Raw genomic sequence first — 17,645 nt, forward strand, 5'->3', positions numbered from 1 at the left:
GCCGGACCGCACCATCGCACCGACCGATTCGAAAGGCCCCTCGTGCCCAGCAAGAAGGCCCTCGTCCGTCGCCCCAGCCCCCTCCTGGCCGACGGCCTGGTGACGCACATCCAGCGGGAGAAGGTCGATTCCGGGCTCGCCGGCCAGCAGTGGGAGGCGTACGTCGAGGCCCTGCGCACGCACGGCTGGGAGGTCATCGAGGTCGAACCGGCCGACGACTGCCCGGACTCGGTGTTCGTCGAGGACACCGTCGTCATGTACAGGAACGTCGCGTTGATCACCCGGCCCGGGGCCGAGTCGCGGCGGGCGGAGACCGCCGGCGTCGAGGAGGCGGTGGCCCGCCTCGGCTGCTCGGTGAACTGGATATGGGAACCGGGCACGCTGGACGGCGGTGACGTCCTCAAGGTCGGCGACACGGTGTACGTCGGCCGCGGCGGGCGGACCAACGCGGCCGGCGTGCAGCAGGTCCGGGCGGCCTTCGAGCCGCTGGGCGCCCGGGTGGTGGCCGTACCCGTGAGCAAGGTGCTGCACCTGAAGTCGGCGGTGACCGCGCTGCCCGACGGCACGGTGATCGGGCACATCCCGAAGATCGACCGGCCGTCGCTGTTCCCGGGCTTCCTGTCGGTGCCGGAGGAGTCCGGCGCGCACGTGGTGCTGCTCGGCGGCGGCAAGCTGCTGATGGCGGCGAGCGCTCCGAAGACCGCGGAGCTGCTGACCGATCTGGGCCATGACGTGGTGACGGTCGACATCAGCGAGTTCGAGAAGCTGGAGGGCTGTGTGACCTGTCTCTCGGTGCGCCTGCGGGAGCTGTACGCCTGACCGGGTGATCCTCTCGCGCCGGCACCTCCGGGACCTGCGGGTCCCGGAGCTGCCGGGGGCACCCGCGCACGGCCGTCCGGGCAGGCTGATCAGCGAGTTCTTTACAGCCCTCTTAACCTACGGCTTCGTAACCTACGGCTTCGTAGCCTACGATCACGTAGGTTTTCCGGCACCGCTCGCCGGACCGTCCCCTTCCTCCCCCGTTGTTCGGCGTCCCCCTGGAGTTCCTGTGACGATCACCTCCCCCCACCTCGGCAGCCCGTCCGTCTGGACCGACGCGCGCCTGCTGTACGCACTGGAGGAAGTGGTCGAGAAGGAGCTGAACCGGCACCTGAAGGTCGCCAAGGACTGGATGCCGCACGAGTACGTGCCGTGGAGCGACGGCCGCAACTTCCCGGGCCTGTTCGAGGACGGGGAGGCCTGGGACAAGGACCAGTCCCAGGTGACGGAGATCGGCCGGATCGCCCTCGTGGTGAACCTGCTGACCGAGGACAACCTGCCGAGCTACCACCACGAGATCGCCTCGCTCTTCGGCCGCGACGGCGCCTGGGGCACCTGGGTGCACCGCTGGACGGCCGAGGAGGGCCGGCACGGCATCGTGATGCGGGACTACCTGCTGACCTCGCGCGCGGTGGACCCGGACAAGCTGGAACGATTCCGTATGGCGCACATGAGCGAGGGGTTCGAGTCCGACAACCGGCACTCGATGCTGCACTCGGTGGCCTACGTCGCCTTCCAGGAGCTCGCCACGCGAATCTCGCACCGCAACACCGGCCACCAGTCCGGGGACCCGGTCTGCGACCGCATGCTGGCCCGCATCGCGAACGACGAGAACCTGCACATGGTGTTCTACCGCAACCTGCTGAAGGCCGCGTTCGAGCTGGCGCCCGACCTGACCATGCAGGCGGTCCGGGACGTCGTCGTGAACTTCCGGATGCCCGGTCACGGCATCCCCGGCTTCGAGCGGGCCGCCGCGCAGATGGCGATCGGCGAGGTGTACAACCTGCGCATCCACCACGACGACGTGTTGCAGCCGGTGCTGCGCTTCCTGAAGGTCCTGGAGATCGACGGCCTCGGCCCCGAGGGGCGTCAGGCGCAGGAGGAACTCGGCCTGTTCATCGGCGGGCTGGACGCGGAGGCCACGAAGTTCGACGAGAAGCTGGCCGCGCGCAAGGCCCGGATGGCGGCGCGCGCCGGGGGCTGACGCCCCGCGCGCGAGGCCTTGCCCGGCGCCCGGGCCGACGGGCGGCTCACGGCTTCACAGGGTGTCAGCGGGCGGCACGGCGCAGGGCGAGGCGCTCCTTCTCCGACAGGCCGCCCCAGACGCCGAACCGCTCGTCGTTGGCCAGCGCGTAGTCCAGACAGGCCGGGCGCAGCTCGCACATGGCACAGATGCGCTTCGCGTCGCGCACCGAGCTGCCCGGCTCGGGGAAGAAGAAGTCCGGCCCGGTCTGCGCGCACAGCGCCTGCGTCTGCCAGGTGTCGTCGGCCGGGGTGATGGTTTCGTAGTGCATGGCCAGAAGCCTGCCGCACGGCGAAAAACGTTCGATCAACGCCGGCGAAACGGCGTGCTCGGGGCCTCCGGCCGCCCCGATGATGCTCCCCGCGGCCCGGCGCGCGCACGGCGGCGCGCCCAGCCGTGTGAAAACCGGGAGAGCGCGTGTCGTCACGCTGGGTGACGGCGGGGCGGCCCGGCACGTCCGGGTACTCCGGTCGGCGATTGTCAGTGGGCGGTGCAAGACTCGGCAGTGCACAGGACGGACCCCCTTGCGAGGAGGGCGAGATGCTCACCACCCGTTTCGTCGACGGCGCGCCCAACTGGATCGACGTCGGCAGTCCCGACATCGACGGCGCCGCCTCTTTCTACGGCGCCCTGTTCGGCTGGCGGTTCCGGTCGGCGGGGCCGGATGCCGGCGGTTACGGCTTCTTCCAGCTGGAGGGGAAGACCGTCGCGGGCGGCGTGCAGACCGGTCCCGGCCAGGGGCCCGCGGCCTGGACGGTGTACTTCCAGAGCGAGGACGCCCAGGCCACCGCGAAGGCGGCCGAAGAGGCCCACGGCAGAGTGCTGTTCCAGCCCATGGACGTGATGGGCCAGGGCCACATGGCGGTCCTCGCCGACCGGGCGGGCGTGCCGTTCGGGATCTGGCAGCCGGGCCGGACCAAGGGCGTGGAGCTCGCGGGCGCGCCGGGCTCCCTGCGCTGGGTGGAGCTGTACACGCCGGACATCGCGGCAGCCGCCGCGTTCTACCGCCGGGTGCTGGGCCTGGAGACCTCCGCGCCGTTCCCGGGCGGGGCGTACACCTGTTTCAACCCGGACGGCGCCGGTGAGGACGCGATGTTCGGCGGGATGGTGCCGCTGGCCGACGATCCCACCGAGGCGGAGGCGGGGCCGTACTGGCTGCCGTACTTCGAGGTGGAGGACACCGACGCCGTGGTGGAACAGGCGCAGCGCCTGGGCGGGACGGTGCGGGTGCCCGCGACGACCGTGGAGGGCGTGGGCCGCACGGCCAGGCTCGCCGACCCCTACGGGGTCCGCTTCGCGGTGATCAGGAGCGAGCCGCCGCGGGGCTGAGCCCGCGGCGCGCGCCCGGCAGCCGACGGCTTCGGGGGGCGGCGGTCAGGCCGAGGCGCGGCGTATCAGGGTGGTCGGCAGGATCACCTCCGACGGCGGTGCCTCCTGGGCGCCGGCCGTCGCGTCCGTCCCCTGCCGAGCGCCGGACAGGCCGCGCAGCAGCAGGCGGGCCATCAGCCGGCCCATCTCCTCGATGTCCTGACGGACCGTCGTCAGCGGGGGGTCGGCCTGTCCGGTGACCGGCACCATGTCGTCGAAGCCGACCACGGCCACGTCCTCGGGCACGCGCCGGCCGCTCGCGCGCAGCACCCGCAGGGCGCCGAGCGCGGTGAGGTCGTTGGCGGCGAACACGGCGTCGACGTCCGGGCAGCGGTCGAGGAGTTCCCGCATGGCGCGTTCGCCGCCGGACGGGGTGAAGTCGCTCTCCTCGACCAGCCGGGGATCGTACTCGCCCAGGACGTCGGTCATGACGTCCCGGTAGCCGTCGAGCCGGTCCACCGCCGAGGTCTGGTCAAGCGCTCCGGTGATGTGGGCGACGCGGCGGCGGCCGAGGTCCAGCAGATGCCGGACGGCCGCGCGGGCCCCGCCCCGGTTGTCGCAGTCGACGTACACCACGCCCGGGTCGGCCGCCCGGGCGTCCGCGCCCCAGTCGGGGCGCCCGCCGAACACGGTGGGCACGCCGGCGTCGTGGATGAGGCCGGGCAGCGGGTCGTCCAGGTGCAGGGAGAAGACGAGCGCCCCGTCGACATGGCCGCCGGCCAGATAGCGGGCCACGCGCGCGTGGTCGGCGCGGCCCTCGGTGAGCAGCAGCACCAGCTGGTTGTCGTGCGCGGTCAGTTCCTTGCTGATGCCGCGCAGCTGGAGGGCGAAGAACGGGTCGGCGAAGACCCGGGTCTCGGGCTCGGCGATGACGACCGCGACGGCGTCGTGCCGCCGGGTGACGAGGCTGCGCGCCGCCTGGTTGGGGACGTAGCCCAGTTCCTCCACGGCCCGCCGGACCCGCTCGGCCAGGGGTTCGCGGACCCCGTCGCCGCCGTTGACCACGCGGGACACAGTGGCCCGGGACACCCCGGCCCGCGCGGCCACGGCCTCCAGCGTGGGACGCGACACTGCCTCGGTCACTTCGGGACTCCTCATCGGCGGCTGCCGATCAGGATAGCCGCGGGACACGGGACCGGCCGGTGCCGGACGGACACCCGGAACCGAGCGGGTCTCAGGGCGACGGCTCGCGGCGGGCGCGGCTCGGCTGCACCCGTTTGGGCTCGCCGGGCATCTTCGGGTACTCCGGGGGGTACGGCAGGTCGCCCAGGCCGTGGTCGTGTTCGTCCTGGCGGGCCAGTTCCAGCAGCGCGTCCAGGGAGAAGGCGTGGTCGTCCATGTCGGCGTGCACGTCACCGAGTTCGGCGAACCGGGCCGGCATGGTGGCGAGGTCGAAGTCGCGGGGTTCGGCGGCCCCGACCTCCTCCCAGCGCAGCGGCGCCGAGACGGGGGCGTGCGGGCGGGGGCGCACCGAATAGGCGGAGGCGATGGTGCGGTCCCGGGCCGTCTGGTTGTAGTCGAGGAAGATGCGGCTCCCGCGCTCCTCCTTCCACCACTTGATGGTCACCCGGTCCGGCATCCGGCGCTCCATCTCCCGGCCGACCGCGATCGCCGCGCGGCGCACCTGGGTGAAGGTCCAGCGCGGTTCGATGGGGACGAAGACGTGCAGGCCCCGGCCGCCGGAGGTCTTCGGCCAGCCGCGCAGCCCGCCGAACTCGTCCAGGACGGCCCGCAGTTCCCGGGCGGCGCGGGCCGCGTCGGCGTAGTCGGTGCCGGGCTGCGGGTCGAGGTCGATGCGGAGTTCGTCGGGATGGTCCACGTCGGTGGCGCGGACCGGCCAGGGGTGGAAGGTGAGGGTGCCGTACTGGGCGGCCCACACCACGGCGGCCTGCTCGGTCGGGCACATCTCGTCGGCGCTGCGCCCGCTGGGGAAGGTGATGTGGGCGGTCGGGATCCAGCCGGGCATGCCCTTCGGTGCCCGCTTCTGGTAGAACCACTCGCCGCCGACGCCGTCCGGGTAGCGCTCCAGGGTGGTCGGGCGGTTGCGCAGGGCGCGCAGGATGCCGGGGCCGACGGCGGCGTAGTACCGGGCGAGGTCCAGCTTGGTGAAGCCCCGCTCCGGGAAGAACACCTTGTCCGGGCTGGACAGTCGTACGGTCCTGCCCGCCACCTCCAGTTCCACCGCATCACCCATGCGGCCACGGTAGGCGCACCCCGCACCGCTCGCATACCGGGCAAAGCCGTATGCATGTGGGCGGAAACGGATGTATGCGAGCAGAATCGGAGTCATGGATCTGCCCGTCATGCCGCCCGTGAAGCCGATGCTCGCCAAGTCGGTGGCGAAGATCCCGCCGGGGATGCACTACGAGGCCAAGTGGGACGGCTTCCGGTCGATCGTGTTCCGGGACGGCGCCGAGGTCGAACTGGGCAGCCGCACCGGAAAGCCGCTGACCAGGTACTTCCCCGAGCTGGTCGAGGCACTGAAGGAGCGGCTGCCCGAGCGGTGCGTGCTGGACGGGGAGATCGTCGTCGCGCGGGGCGGCCGGCTGGACTTCGACGCGCTGACCGAGCGGATCCACCCGGCGGCCTCCCGGGTGCGGATGCTGGCGGAGAAGACCCCGGCCTCCTTCGTCGCCTTCGACGTGCTCGCCCTGGACGACCACGCCCTGCTCGACGTGCCGCTCACCGACCGCCGTGCCCTGCTGGACCGGGCCCTGGCCGGGGCGACCCCGCCGGTGCACGTGGCGCCGTCGACGACCGACATCGAGGTGGCCCGGCAGTGGTTCGAGCAGTTCGAGGGCGCCGGTCTCGACGGGGTCGTCGCCAAGCCGCTCACCCTGCGCTACCTCCAGGACGAGCGGGCCATGTTCAAGATCAAGCACGAGCGCACGGCGGACGTCGTCGTCGCCGGGTACCGCTTCCACAAGAGCGGCCCGGTGGTGGGCTCGCTGCTGCTGGGGCTGTACGACGAGCAGGGCCGGCTCCAGCACGTGGGCGTGTCGGCCGCGTTCTCCATGAAGAAGCGCGCCGAGCTGGTCGAGGAGCTGGAGCCGCTGCGCATGGACGACGTCTCCGGGCACCCGTGGGCCGCCTGGACGGACGAGACCGCGCACGAGACGGCCCGGCTGCCGGGGGCGCCGAGCCGCTGGTCGGGCAAGAAGGACCTGTCCTGGGTGCCGCTGCGGCCGGACCGGGTGGCCGAGGTGGCGTACGACCACATGGAGAACGGCCGGCGGTTCCGGCACACGGCCCGCTTCCGCCGCTGGCGCCCGGACCGTACACCGGAGAGCTGCACGTACGTCCAGCTCCAGGAGCCGGTCCGGTACGACCTCGCGGAGATCCTCGGCGAGAAGGACGGCGGCTGAGCGGGGCGGAGCACGGCGCCGGCGCCGGCCGCCCAGCCGGCCACAGCCACAGCCACAGCCACAGCCACGGCTACGGCTACGGCTGCATGAGGACCTTCACCGCGCCGTCCTGCTTGCGCTGGAACATCTCGTACGCGTGCGGCGCCTCCGTCAGCGGCAGCCGGTGCGTGGCGAAGTCCTGCACCCCGAGCGGGTCCTCGTCCGTCAGGTAGGGCAGGATCTGGTCGGTCCACCGGCGGACGTTGGCCTGGCCCATGCGGAGCTGGATCTGCTTGTCGAAGAGGGTCAGCATCGGCATCGGGTCGGCCATGCCGCCGTAGACACCGCTGAGCGAGATCGTGCCGCCCCGCCGGACCAGGTCGATCGCCATGTAGAGGGCGCCCAGCCGGTCGATGCTGAAACGTTCGGCGAGCGGGGCGCTGAGTTTGCGGGGCATGAGCGCGGTGGCCTGCTGGGCGAGCTTGGCGGCGGCGCCGCCGTGGGCCTCGGTGCCGACGGCGTCGATCACGGCGTCCGGGCCCCGGCCGCCGGTCTCCTCCTGGATCGCGTGGACCAGCGACTTCTCGTTGTCGAAGGCCCTGAGGTCGTATGTCTCCACCCCGCGCTGCTGCGCGCGGGTGAGCCGCTCCGGCACCAGGTCCACGCCGAAGACCCGCTCCGCGCCCCGGGCCCTGGCGATCCGGCAGGCCATGTCGCCGATCGGGCCGAGGCCGAGGACCGCGAGGGTGCCGCCGGGCGGGACGGCCGCGTACTCGACGGCCTGCCAGGCGGTCGGCAGCACGTCGGAGAGGTAGACGAACCGGTCGTCCGGCGGCCCCTCGGGCACCTTGACCGGGCCGAACTGCGCCTGCGGGACACGCAGGTACTCGGCCTGGCCGCCGGGGACGGAGCCGTACAGGCGGCTGTAGCCGAAGATGGCGGCGCCCATGCCCTCGCCGGTGACCTGCGTGGTCTCGCACTGGGTGGGCAGCCCGGTGTCGCACATGAAGCAGTGGCCGCAGGCGATCTGGAACGGCACCACCACCCGGTCGCCGGGCCGCAGGCCGGACACCTCGGAGCCGACCTCCTCCACGATGCCCATGGGTTCGTGGCCGAGGACGTCGCCCGGGTTCATGAACGGGGTGAGCACTTCGTACAGGTGCAGGTCGGAGCCGCACAGTCCGGTGGAGGTGACCCGGATGACGGCGTCCGTGGGTTCCTCGATCCTCGGGTCGGGCACGTCCTCGACCCGGACGTCCCGCTTGCCCTGCCAGGTGACTGCCTTCATGGGGTCGTGCTCCCTTGGTCGCGTACGGCTGCTGTCGCGTACGGCCGCGTGCCGTGTGTGCGCCCCCGGGTACCCCCCGCCCACCGCCGCCGAACCCGAAGCGACCGGGTATGGCCAGTGATGACCGGATGAGCGCACAATCGGACCACACGAACGGGGTGGCGACGGTGGGGATGAGACGCAGGGCGCGCACGCGGCGCGCCGCGCTGACGGCGACATTGCTGGCCGGCGCCCTGACGGCCGCCCTCACGACGGGCTGCTCCGGCCACGGCCGGGGTGGCGAAGACCGCGCCCCGCGGCACACCCCGACACCGGGGCCGAGCCGCTCGGCCCCGGCCGGCTCACCGCTCGCCGTGAAGATCGACAATGTCCGCGCGGCCCGCCCGCAGACCGGGCTCGGCGCGGCGGACGTGGTGTACGTGGAGCAGGTGGAGGGCGGCCTGAGCCGGTTGCTGGCGGTGTACGCCACACGGCTGCCGAAGACCGTGGGACCGGTGCGCAGCGTCCGGGAGTCCGACCTGGAACTGCTGCGCCAGTTCACGATGCCGACCCTCGCCTACTCGGGTGCCCAGCGCGCACTGCTGCCGCTGGTCGACCGGGCGCCGCTGCGCGCGCGGTCCCCCGAAGAGGCCCCCGACGCCTACTTCCGGGGCACGGACAGGGCCGCCCCGCACAACCTCTACCTGCGCCCTGCCGCACTGCTGTCCGCCGCCCCGGGCGAGTCGGCGCTGACCACGGGTTTCCGCCGCGGCCCCGCCCCCTCCGGCGGCACCCCCGTCTCCGCGCGGACCGTGCGCTACCCGGCCGCCCGCCTCACCTTCACCTGGTCCGCCGAGCGCGGCGGCTGGCTGGTGGCGATGGACGGCACCCCCGTGCGGACGACCGACAGCGGCCGGCCGGCACCGCCGACGGTGGTCGTGCAGCACGTGAAGGTCCGCACCTCGCGCTACCACGACGTGCTCGGCAGTCCCACGCCGTACACCGAGACGACCGGCTCCGGGCGGGCGGAGGTGCTGCGGGACGGACGGTCCTTCGACGGCTTCTGGTCACGGCCGACGGCGACGGACGGTACCGCGTTCACGGCGGCGGACGGCGGCGGGCTGGACTTCGCGGCCGGGCAGGTGTGGGTGGTGTTCCTACCGGCGCCGTGAGGCGGCCCGTGCCCCGGAGGCCGGTACCGGTGTCGTCAGCTCTGCGCGGCCAGTGGGCCGGCCGGGTGGCGCAGTTCCTCGGCCGCGTCCGCGACCCGGCGGATCAGGTCGAAGAACACGGCCTGTTCCCCGGCGGACAGCGGGGCGAGGAACACCTGGTTCATCCGGGCGGTCCGCACGGTCAGTCTGCGGTGGGTGCGCAGACCGTCGTCGGTGAGGCGGAGCAGGAAGCGCCGGCCGTCCTGGGGATCACGCACCTTGTGCAGCAGCCCCCGGCGGTCGAGCCGGCTGATGACCTCGGCGATGGTGGAGCGGTCGAGGCCCACCCGCTCCCCCACCGTGCGCTGGTCGAGCCCGGGCTCGGCGACGAGGGCGTTCATGACCGCGAACTGCGGCGAGGTGATCTCCTCCGAGACCATCGTGTTCCACAGCAGGTAGTGCGCCTGCTGGAGCCGCCGGGCCAGGTGCCCGGGATGGGTGGCGAGGTCCACCGCGGCCATGTGCGCTCCCCTGGTCGATTCGTTGGTGCACTGAACGATACCCGGCGCCCGACCCCCATGTCTCGTTCCGTAGGCCGTACAACTGCCAGCTCTTGACGGTGACCGTCTCCGGTGGCAGCGTGAGCAGCACCTCGCCGCAATAGTCAGTGCCCTGACTGTCTGCTCCTGCTGGACCGGAGAGACCTCCTCCTCGAACGCCAAGGAAGCGTCAGGTATCCCATGCCTCTCACCCAAGCCGACATCGACCGGGAAATCGCCGCCGCGCACGCCGCCTACGCCAAGCGCGTCGCCGACGGCGCTCCCGTCGAACACCACCCGCGCCGCGACTACGCGCCGTACCGTTCCTCCGTGCTGCGCCACCCGAAGCAGCCCCTGGTGGCGATCGACACCGGCCAGGACCCGGAGCTGGTGGAACTGCACTCGCCCGCCTTCGGGGAGCGCGACCTCACCGAGATCGACAACGACCTCACCCGGCAGCACACCGGGGAGCCCATCGGCGAGCGGATCACCGTCTCCGGGCGGCTGCTGGACCGGCACGGGCGCCCGGTCCGCGGCCAGCTGATCGAGATCTGGCAGGCCAACTCGGCCGGCCGCTACGCCCACCGGCGCGAGCAGCACGACGCCCCGCTGGACCCGAACTTCACCGGCGTCGGCCGCGCCCTCACCGATGCCGAGGGCCGCTACCACTTCACCACCGTCCAGCCGGGCCCCTACCCGTGGCGCAACCACGTCAATGCCTGGCGCCCGGCGCACATCCACTTCTCGGTGTTCGGCTCGGCGTTCACCCAGCGGCTGGTGACGCAGATGTACTTCCCGAACGACCCGCTCTTCCGGTACGACCCGATCCTCCAGTCCGTGACCGACGACGCGGCCCGGCAGCGACTGGTCGCCACCTACGACCACAGCCTGTCGGTGCCGGAGTTCTCGCTCGGCTACCACTGGGACATCGTGCTGGACGGCCCGGCCGCCACCTGGACGGAAGAAGGACGCTGACCGCCATGACGATCACCGACCCGAGCGGCCCCGACCAGGTGCCGCCCACCCCGTCCCACACCGTCGGCCCGTTCTACGGCTACGCGCTGCCGTTCCGCGGCGGCGAGGACATCGCGCCGCTCGGCCACCCGGACACGATCACCGTGCACGGGTACGTCCTCGACGGCGACGGTGACCCGCTGCCCGACGCGCTGATCGAGCTGTGGGGTCCGCGTCCCGACGGCACCGTCCCCCACGTGGACGGCTCCCAGCGGCGCGACCCGGCCACCGGCGGTCACCTGGGCCGCAACGGCGTGGAGTTCACCGGCTGGGGCCGCGTCCAGACCGACGCGAACGGCCACTGGTACGCCCGTACGCTGCGGCCCGGCGCACGCGGGCGGAACGCGCCGTACCTCAGCGTCTGCGTCTTCGCGCGGGGCCTGCTCGTGCACCTGTTCACCCGGATCTACCTGCCGGACGACGACGCGGCGCTGGCCGCCGACCCGCTGCTGACCCGGGTGGGCGGCCGACGCGACACGCTGATCGCGAGCGAGGAGGCGGGCGGCGCCTACCGTTTCGACATCCGCCTTCAGGGCGAAGGCGAGACGGTCTTCCTGGAGTTCGAGTGACATCCGCTTCCCCTCCCTACGCCGACACCGGCCTGCTCGCCCCGGAGTGGGCGCTCTCGGGCGCCGCCTCCGAGACGAGCGACCACGCGTATCTGCGGGCCCTGCTCGACGCGGAGGCCGCGCTGACCCGGGCGCAGGCCGCGCTGGGCCTCGCCCCGGCCGGGGCCGCGGCGGCGGTGACCGAGGCGGCCGTCCCGGACCGGTTCGGCATCCGCTCCCTGGCGGCACGGGCCGCGGACGGCGGCAACCCGGTGATCCCGCTGGTCGCCGACCTGACCGCCGCGGTCGGCGCGGAGTACGGCCCCTACGTCCACCGCGGCGCCACCAGCCAGGACATCATGGACACCGCGACCATGCTGGTCGCCACGCGCGCCCTCGCCGTGGTCCTGGCCGACCTCGGCCGCACCGAACAGGCGCTGGCCCGCCTCGCCGCCGCACACCGGGACACGGTGCTGCCGGGCCGGACGCTCACCCAGCACGCCGTACCGACGACCTTCGGGCTGAAGGCGGCCGGCTGGCGCTCGCTGGTCCTGGACGCGCGCGACCGCGTCACCCTCGTCCGGGACTCGCTCCCCGCCCAACTCGGCGGCGCCGCCGGGACCCTGGCCGCCTTCCGGGCGTACGGCACCGAGGACGAGACCGCTCTGACGCGGGCGTACGCCCGCGAAGCCGGCCTCGCCGCCCCGGCGTTGCCCTGGCACACCCTGCGCACCCCCGTCGCGGACCTGGCGGGGTGCCTGGCGTTCACGGCGGGGGCGCTGGGCAAGTTCGCCGTGGACGTCCTGGCGCTGTCGCGCACCGAGACCGGCGAGGTGAGCGAGGGCAGCGGTGGCGGCTCGTCGGCCATGCCGCACAAGGCGAACCCGGTGCGCGCCACGCTCCTGGCAGCCGCCGCCCGGCGCGCCCCGCAGCTCGCGGCCACGCTGTACGGCTGCCTCGCCGCCGAGGACGAACGGCCGGCCGGCGCCTGGCACGCCGAGTGGGAGCCGCTGCGCGACCTGCTCCGGCTGGTGGGGGGCGCGGCCTGCCACGCCGCGGAGCTGGCCGGGGGGCTGCGGGTGCACCCGGCCGCGATGCGCCGGAACCTCGGCATCACCCGGGGTCTGATCGTCTCCGAGCGGCTGTCGGCCGCCCTCGCGCCCGTCCTCGGTCGGGCGCGCGCCAAGCAGCTGCTGACCGAACTGGCCCGCCGCGCCCACGCCGAGGACCGCCCGCTGTCCGGACTGCTGTCGGAGATCGACGAGTTGCAGGACGTCGGCCTCGACGACCTGCTCGACCCCGCCCACTACACCGGCTTCGCCGGTTCCCTCACCGACCGTGCCCTGGAGCGACCTTGACCGCGAGACTCCTCAACCACCTGGAAGAAGGCCCGGCCTCCGCTCCCCCGCTGCTGCTCGGCCCCTCGCTCGGCACCTCGCTGGCCCTGTGGGACCAGGTCGCGCCCGAACTGTCCGCCGCCCACCGGGTCGTCCGCTGGGACCTGCCCGGGCACGGGGGCTCGGCGGCGGGCCTGATCGGGCCGGGCGCGAGTGTCGGCGACCTGGCCGCGCTGGTGCTGGAGCTGGCCGACACCCTCGGCATCGACCGGTTCGCGTACGCGGGCGTGTCCCTGGGCGGCGCCGTCGGCCTGCACCTGGCCGTCCACCACCCCGAGCGGCTGTCCTCGCTGGCGGTGCTGTGCTCCTCCGCCCACTTCGGCGGGGAGGCGCCCTGGCGGGAGCGGGCCGAGCGGGTGCGCCGCGAGGGCCTGGGCGGGCTGGCGGACAGCGCCGAGGCGCGCTGGTTCACGCCCGGGTTCAGTGTGCCGGGGCTGGTGCGCGACCACCGGGAGGCCGATCCGCAGGCGTACGCCGCCTGCTGCGACGCGCTCGCCGCGTTCGATCTGCGCGACCGGCTCGGTGAGATCACCGTACCGACGCTGCTGGTGGCGGGCCGGCAGGATCCCGCGACCCCGCCCGCCCATCTGCGGGAGATCGCCGACGCGGTGCCGGCGGCGACGCTGGTGGAGCTGCCCAGGGCCTCCCACCTGGCGCCGGCGCAGTGCCCGCGGGCCGTGCTGAGCGCGCTGCGCACCCACCTCGACGGACCGGCGGCGAGCGGCATGGCGGTGCGCCGGGAGGTGCTGGGCGACGCCCATGTGGATCGCGCGCAGGCCCGGCAGACCCCGTTCACGGCCCGCTTCCAGGACTTCATCTCCCGCTACGCCTGGGGGGAGGTCTGGACCGACCCGACGCTGTCCCGCCGCGAGCGCAGCATGATCACGCTGACCGCGCTGGTCGCGCACGGCCACCACGACGAGCTGGCGATGCACGTCCGGGCGGCGCGGCGCAACGGGCTGACGCCGCAGGAGATCGGCGCGGTGCTGTTGCAGACCGCCGTGTACTGCGGGGTGCCGGCCGCCAACTCGGCGTTCGCGACGGCCCAGCGGGTCCTCGCCGAGGAGGAGACGGACTGAGGGGCGAGGGTGACCCTGCTGGTCGTACTCCCGGCAGCGGCTCGCTCCCGGCGCTCGGGCGTGCCTAGGCCGGCGGTATGTCCACTGTTCTGATCACCGGCGCCACCTCGGGGCTCGGCCGGTACGTCGCCTTCGAACCGGTCCGCTCCGGTCACCTCGTCCTGGCCCACGGCCGCGACCGGGCGCGCACCGAGCGGCTGGTCGAGGAGCTGCGCACGGAGGGCACGGCCGAGGGGTTCGTCGCCGATCTGGCCCGGCTGGCCGAGGTGCGGGAGCTGGGCGCGCGGGTGACCGAGGCGCATCCCGGCCTCGACGTGCTGGTCAACAACGCGGGCGTGGGCGGCGGGACACCCGGCTCCGGGCGCGAGCTGAGCGCTGACGGGCATGAGCTGCGGCTCGCCGTGAACTACCTCGCGCCCGTGGTGCTGACCCGCGCCCTGCTGCCGGTGCTGCGGGCGAATCCGCCGGCCCGGATCGTCAACGTCGGCTCGGGCGGCCAGGAGCCCGTCGATGCCGCCGATCCCGAACTCACCCGCGGCTACAGTGGGATCTCGGCCTACTGCCGCAGCAAGTTCGCGCTCGCCGCGTACACGTTCACCCTGGCCGAGGAGCTGGCGGGCAGCGGCGTGTCGGTGAACGTGCTGCACCCCGCCACCTACATGGACACGGCGATGGTCCGCGAGGGCGGGATCACCCCGTGGAACTCCGTCGCCGACGGGGCACCGGGCGTACTCGCCCTGGCCACCCGGGAGACGGGCAGTGGCGGGTACTACGACGGGACCCGGCCGGCGCGGGCGCACGAGGCGGCGTACGACGCTGACGTGCGCACGCGGCTGGCGGCGGTGACGGAGCAGCTGCTGGGCATGTGACCCCGGGAAACGCCGGGGGGGGACGCCGGAGGACGCCGGGTCGGTGCAAGCCCCGCGCTGTCTCCGGCACGGCTCAGCGCAGCCCCCGCCCCGTCTCCAGCACCTCCCGTGCCCGGGCCACCAGGTGCTCGGCGCCGCACGACCGGGCCAGGTCCAGGCCCCGGCCCAGTTCCGCGGCCGAGCGGGCGGCGATGCCGTACTCGACACGGGCCGCCGCGTGCTCGTACTGGCAGGGTGAGGCCTCCAGGTAGGTGACGGCCCGGGCGGCGAGCTGGACCGCCCGCTGCCCCGTCGCCAGGGCGGCGGCGCAGCGCAGGGCCTCGCCGATGGCGGTGTCCGTGCCGAACCGCTCGGCCTGCCGGCGGGCGTCGGCCGCGAGCTGGGCGGCGCGGTCCGGGTCCTGCCCGGCGAGCGCCCTGGCGAGGTCGACGGACCAGGGCGCGAGGACCGGGTTGTGGCCGCCGCGGGAGGCGGCGGTCTTCTCGGCGGCCTCCAGTTCGTTGATGCCGTCCTCGGTGCGGCCGACGGCGAGCAGCAGCCGGCCGCGCACGGAGCGGATGTCGGGCAGCACGATGGTGGACGGGTACGGCGGCGCGAAACCGTACCGTTCGGCGACCGACCAGGCCTCCGTGACCCGGCCCCGGGCCAGCAGGGTGTCGACCAGACCGCAGGTGGCCGACCAGTACAGCGGCAGGCGGCGGCCGACGTGTTCGGCGAGAACCACGGCCTCGCGCAGGGTGGACTCGGCGTCGCGCAGCCGGCCCTGTCTGCGGTAGGCGAGCCCGAGGAAGGCGTTGGCCAGGGAGAGGTGGACGCCGTGCCAGCCGGCCGTGGTGTAGACACGCCGGGCTTCTCGGCGAACAGGCTCTCGGCGCGGTCGAGCCGGTCGGCGTAGGTGTAGGCGCTGCCGAGCATCATCAGCAGTTCCATGCCCCACTCGGTGTCGGTCCAGCCGAGGCCGGGCGCGAGGCGGCCGTTGACCAGGGCGCGGTCGCACAGGTCGATGACCTCGTCGGCGCTCTCGCCGTGGGTCATCGCGTCGAAGGCGCGCAGGATCAGCAGGACGCGTTCGGCGTTGTCGCGGCCCGCGCAGGTGCTCGCCAGCTCGGCCAGGCGCCGGGAGCGGGCCGGGGAGACGGTCTCGCCGTGGATGCCCTCCCACATGAACTGGAAGGCCCGCAACCGCATCCGGACGGGGCCCGCCTCGTGCCGGGCGGCCTCGGCCTCGACCGTGCGGACGGCCTCCTCCAGCTGGTCGTTGTGGAGCAGCGCCTGGGAGAGGCGGACGACGGCGTCGACCCGGTCGTCGTCGAGGCCGGGCATGCCGAGGGCGCTCCGGAGGTGGTCGATGGTGACCGCGGGGTTGGTCAGCAGGGTGGCGCAGCCGAGTTCGTAGAGGACGTGCGCGTGCACCTCGGGGAGGGGCGGCTCCGCCAGGGCGCGTTCCAGGCAGCGGCGGGCCGCGTCGGGCGCGCCGACGGCGAGGTGTTCGCGGGCGGCCTCGCGCAGCTGCTCGACCAGTTCCTCGTCGTCGTCCGGGTGCACCTTCAGCAGGTGGCGGGCGGCCTCGGCGGCGCCGCGGCCTCGCTCGGTGATCATCTGCGCGGCGACGCCGTGCATGGCGGTGCACACGCCGGACGGGATGGAGTTGTAGACGGCGGTGGCGATGAGGGGGTGGACGAACTCCAGCTCGCCGTCCGTGCGTTGGGTGCCGGCGGACGGTTCGGGCGCGGTGAGGATGCGGGCGTCGCAGAGGAGTTCGGCGCACGTGCGGGCCAGTTCGTCGTTCATGGTGGCGAGTTGGGCGACCATGTCGACGGTGATGCCGGTGCCGAGGATGGCGGCGGCCCAGGCGAACCGGGTGGCCTCCAGGCCGAGGCCCTTGAGCCGGTCGACCAGTCCGCCGTCGCGGGCGGCGCGGTTGAGGGCGCGCAGCTCTCCCGCCTGCGCCTCGACGGGCGGGAGTTCGCTGTCCCGGACCTTGGCGAGGAGTTCGACGGTGTCGTAGGGGTTGCCGCCGGTGACGGCCCAGACCTCGCGGCAGAAGGGGTCGTCGGCGTGCCGGCCGACGGTGGCGCGGGTGAGTCCGGCGGTGGCGTCCGGGGTGAGGGCGCTGAGGTTGTGGACGGGGCGGCCGGCGGCGGCCACCGCGTCGAGCAGGCGGGCGCCGTCCCCGCTGACCTCCCCGGGCCGGCGGGCGACCACGACGAGGACGGACAGGTCGTCCAGGCGCTCGGCGAAGGCGGCGAGCCAGCGCAGGGTCTCCTGGTCGGCCCAGTGCGCGTCGTCGACGAGCAGGACCAGCGGCCACTGGCGGCGGGAGAGCCGGCGCACGGCGGCGACGAGTCCGTCGCAGACGTACTGCGGGTCGGCCTTGTCGGCCCGCGGTTCCGCTATGCCGAGGGCGGGACCGGCGATGTCGTACCAGTCGCCGAGGTACTCGCGGGCCTCCTCGGGCAGTAAGGACAGCAGCGCGGGCTGGAGCAGCTGCCGTACGACGTGGAACGGGACGGATCTCAGCGTCTCGGCGCCGCGTGCGGACCAGACGGCGCAGCCGCGGCGTTCGGCGATGCGCCGGATCTCGGCCAGCAGCGCGGTCTTGCCCAGTCCCGCCTCACCCCGGATGACCAGCAGGCTGCCCGCGGACGACTGGTCCGCGCACAGGACGTCGAGCGCCCGCGCGACGGTGGCGAGCTCGGCGTCCCGCTCCCACAGGGGAGCCGAGCCGGCCGCCGACGGCCGTCCCTCCGTCATCCCGTTACCTCCCCAGGTCGCCCGAACGACGTACGGAACCCGAGCGTAGCCGCCGGGCGCGGCCTTCGGTGGCCGCTCGTGGCAGCTGTTGCCCGGCCGGGTGAAACAGGGGGCGGGCGGGCGACACGACCGCCCGCACGACCAGCGGACGGAGTGTCAACGACGTCCGACGGAGGGCGGCACCGAAAAATCCGGGGAAAAATATTCCGCTTTGCCCCCTTGGCGGCGGATCCTCTCATCCCGCTTTCACGGT

General features: G+C 73.7%; 15 protein-coding genes and 1 pseudogene. 10 read left to right on the top strand and 6 right to left on the bottom strand.

All coding sequences use genetic code 11. The annotated features are described in order from the left end of the window. Positions 1–42: 42 nt before the first annotated feature. The gene (ddaH, locus tag IE273_RS15485) at positions 43–819 is read left to right on the top strand and encodes a dimethylargininase (RefSeq protein ID WP_189815753.1); all 777 of its coding nucleotides are present in this window, start codon (positions 43–45) and stop codon (positions 817–819) included. Between the two features lie 229 nt (positions 820–1,048). Beyond that, a complete protein-coding gene (locus IE273_RS15490; RefSeq protein WP_189815754.1) occupies positions 1,049–2,023 on the top strand; it encodes an acyl-ACP desaturase in 975 nt (324 codons plus the stop codon). A gap of 64 nt (positions 2,024–2,087) precedes the next feature. On the opposite strand, the gene IE273_RS15495 is transcribed toward IE273_RS15490, so the two are convergent. After that, the gene (locus IE273_RS15495) at positions 2,088–2,333 is read right to left on the bottom strand and encodes a WhiB family transcriptional regulator (protein ID WP_189815755.1); all 246 of its coding nucleotides are present in this window, start codon (positions 2,331–2,333) and stop codon (positions 2,088–2,090) included. Positions 2,334–2,602: 269 nt separating this feature from the next. Between IE273_RS15495 and IE273_RS15500 the strand changes: the two genes are divergently transcribed. Next, the gene (locus tag IE273_RS15500) at positions 2,603–3,391 is read left to right on the top strand and encodes a VOC family protein (RefSeq protein ID WP_189815756.1); all 789 of its coding nucleotides are present in this window, start codon (positions 2,603–2,605) and stop codon (positions 3,389–3,391) included. Positions 3,392–3,436: 45 nt separating this feature from the next. On the opposite strand, the gene IE273_RS15505 is transcribed toward IE273_RS15500, so the two are convergent. Continuing rightward, positions 3,437–4,513, bottom strand: a complete 1,077-nt coding sequence (locus tag IE273_RS15505; protein ID WP_189815757.1) for a LacI family DNA-binding transcriptional regulator — start codon at positions 4,511–4,513, stop codon at positions 3,437–3,439. A 91-nt stretch (positions 4,514–4,604) separates the two neighbouring features. Next, positions 4,605–5,624, bottom strand: coding sequence for a non-homologous end-joining DNA ligase (gene ligD, locus IE273_RS15510; RefSeq protein WP_189815758.1), 1,020 nt, complete (start codon positions 5,622–5,624; stop codon positions 4,605–4,607). A 94-nt stretch (positions 5,625–5,718) separates the two neighbouring features. On the opposite strand from ligD, the gene IE273_RS15515 reads away from it, so the two are divergent. After that, positions 5,719–6,795: an ATP-dependent DNA ligase gene (locus tag IE273_RS15515; protein ID WP_189815759.1), complete on the top strand. Its 1,077-nt coding sequence runs from the start codon at positions 5,719–5,721 to the stop codon at positions 6,793–6,795. Positions 6,796–6,871: 76 nt separating this feature from the next. Here IE273_RS15515 and IE273_RS15520 read toward each other — a convergent pair whose 3' ends face one another. After that, on the bottom strand, positions 6,872–8,062 hold the full coding sequence (locus IE273_RS15520) for a zinc-dependent alcohol dehydrogenase (RefSeq protein WP_189815760.1): 1,191 nt from the start codon (positions 8,060–8,062) through the stop codon (positions 6,872–6,874). A gap of 128 nt (positions 8,063–8,190) precedes the next feature. Here IE273_RS15520 and IE273_RS15525 point away from each other — a divergent pair, with 128 nt between their 5' ends. Next, positions 8,191–9,213, top strand: coding sequence for a DUF3048 domain-containing protein (locus tag IE273_RS15525; protein ID WP_229887239.1), 1,023 nt, complete (start codon positions 8,191–8,193; stop codon positions 9,211–9,213). A gap of 35 nt (positions 9,214–9,248) precedes the next feature. Here the strand turns inward: IE273_RS15525 and IE273_RS15530 are convergent, their stop codons facing one another. After that, the gene (locus IE273_RS15530) at positions 9,249–9,713 is read right to left on the bottom strand and encodes a MarR family winged helix-turn-helix transcriptional regulator (RefSeq protein ID WP_189815761.1); all 465 of its coding nucleotides are present in this window, start codon (positions 9,711–9,713) and stop codon (positions 9,249–9,251) included. Positions 9,714–9,932: 219 nt separating this feature from the next. Here IE273_RS15530 and pcaH point away from each other — a divergent pair, with 219 nt between their 5' ends. The 5 genes from pcaH to IE273_RS15555 all read left to right on the top strand — a co-directional run bounded on the left by pcaH (position 9,933) and on the right by IE273_RS15555 (position 14,638). Then, entirely contained in the window at positions 9,933–10,706 is a 774-nt protein-coding gene (gene pcaH, locus IE273_RS15535) for a protocatechuate 3,4-dioxygenase subunit beta (protein WP_189815762.1), read from the top strand. A gap of 5 nt (positions 10,707–10,711) precedes the next feature. Continuing rightward, positions 10,712–11,314, top strand: coding sequence for a protocatechuate 3,4-dioxygenase subunit alpha (gene pcaG / locus IE273_RS15540; RefSeq protein WP_189815763.1), 603 nt, complete (start codon positions 10,712–10,714; stop codon positions 11,312–11,314). Beyond that, positions 11,311–12,651, top strand: a complete 1,341-nt coding sequence (gene pcaB / locus IE273_RS15545) for a 3-carboxy-cis,cis-muconate cycloisomerase (RefSeq protein ID WP_189815764.1) — start codon at positions 11,311–11,313, stop codon at positions 12,649–12,651. Before pcaG ends, pcaB begins: the two co-directional genes overlap by 4 nt. Continuing rightward, positions 12,648–13,769, top strand: a complete 1,122-nt coding sequence (gene pcaDC, locus IE273_RS15550) for a bifunctional 3-oxoadipate enol-lactonase/4-carboxymuconolactone decarboxylase PcaDC (protein ID WP_189815765.1) — start codon at positions 12,648–12,650, stop codon at positions 13,767–13,769. The genes pcaB and pcaDC overlap by 4 nt, the downstream gene beginning before the upstream one ends. A gap of 77 nt (positions 13,770–13,846) precedes the next feature. Next, complete coding sequence (locus tag IE273_RS15555; protein ID WP_189815766.1) at positions 13,847–14,638, top strand: SDR family NAD(P)-dependent oxidoreductase; 792 nt, start codon at positions 13,847–13,849, stop codon at positions 14,636–14,638. A gap of 73 nt (positions 14,639–14,711) precedes the next feature. Here the strand turns inward: IE273_RS15555 and IE273_RS15560 are convergent. Next, positions 14,712–17,392: pseudogene (locus IE273_RS15560) on the bottom strand (ATP-binding protein). Between the last annotated feature and the right edge of the window lie 253 nt (positions 17,393–17,645).

Source organism: Streptomyces olivaceoviridis (assembly GCF_014650115.1).
Taxonomy (GTDB): Bacteria; Actinomycetota; Actinomycetes; order Streptomycetales; family Streptomycetaceae; genus Streptomyces; species Streptomyces olivaceoviridis.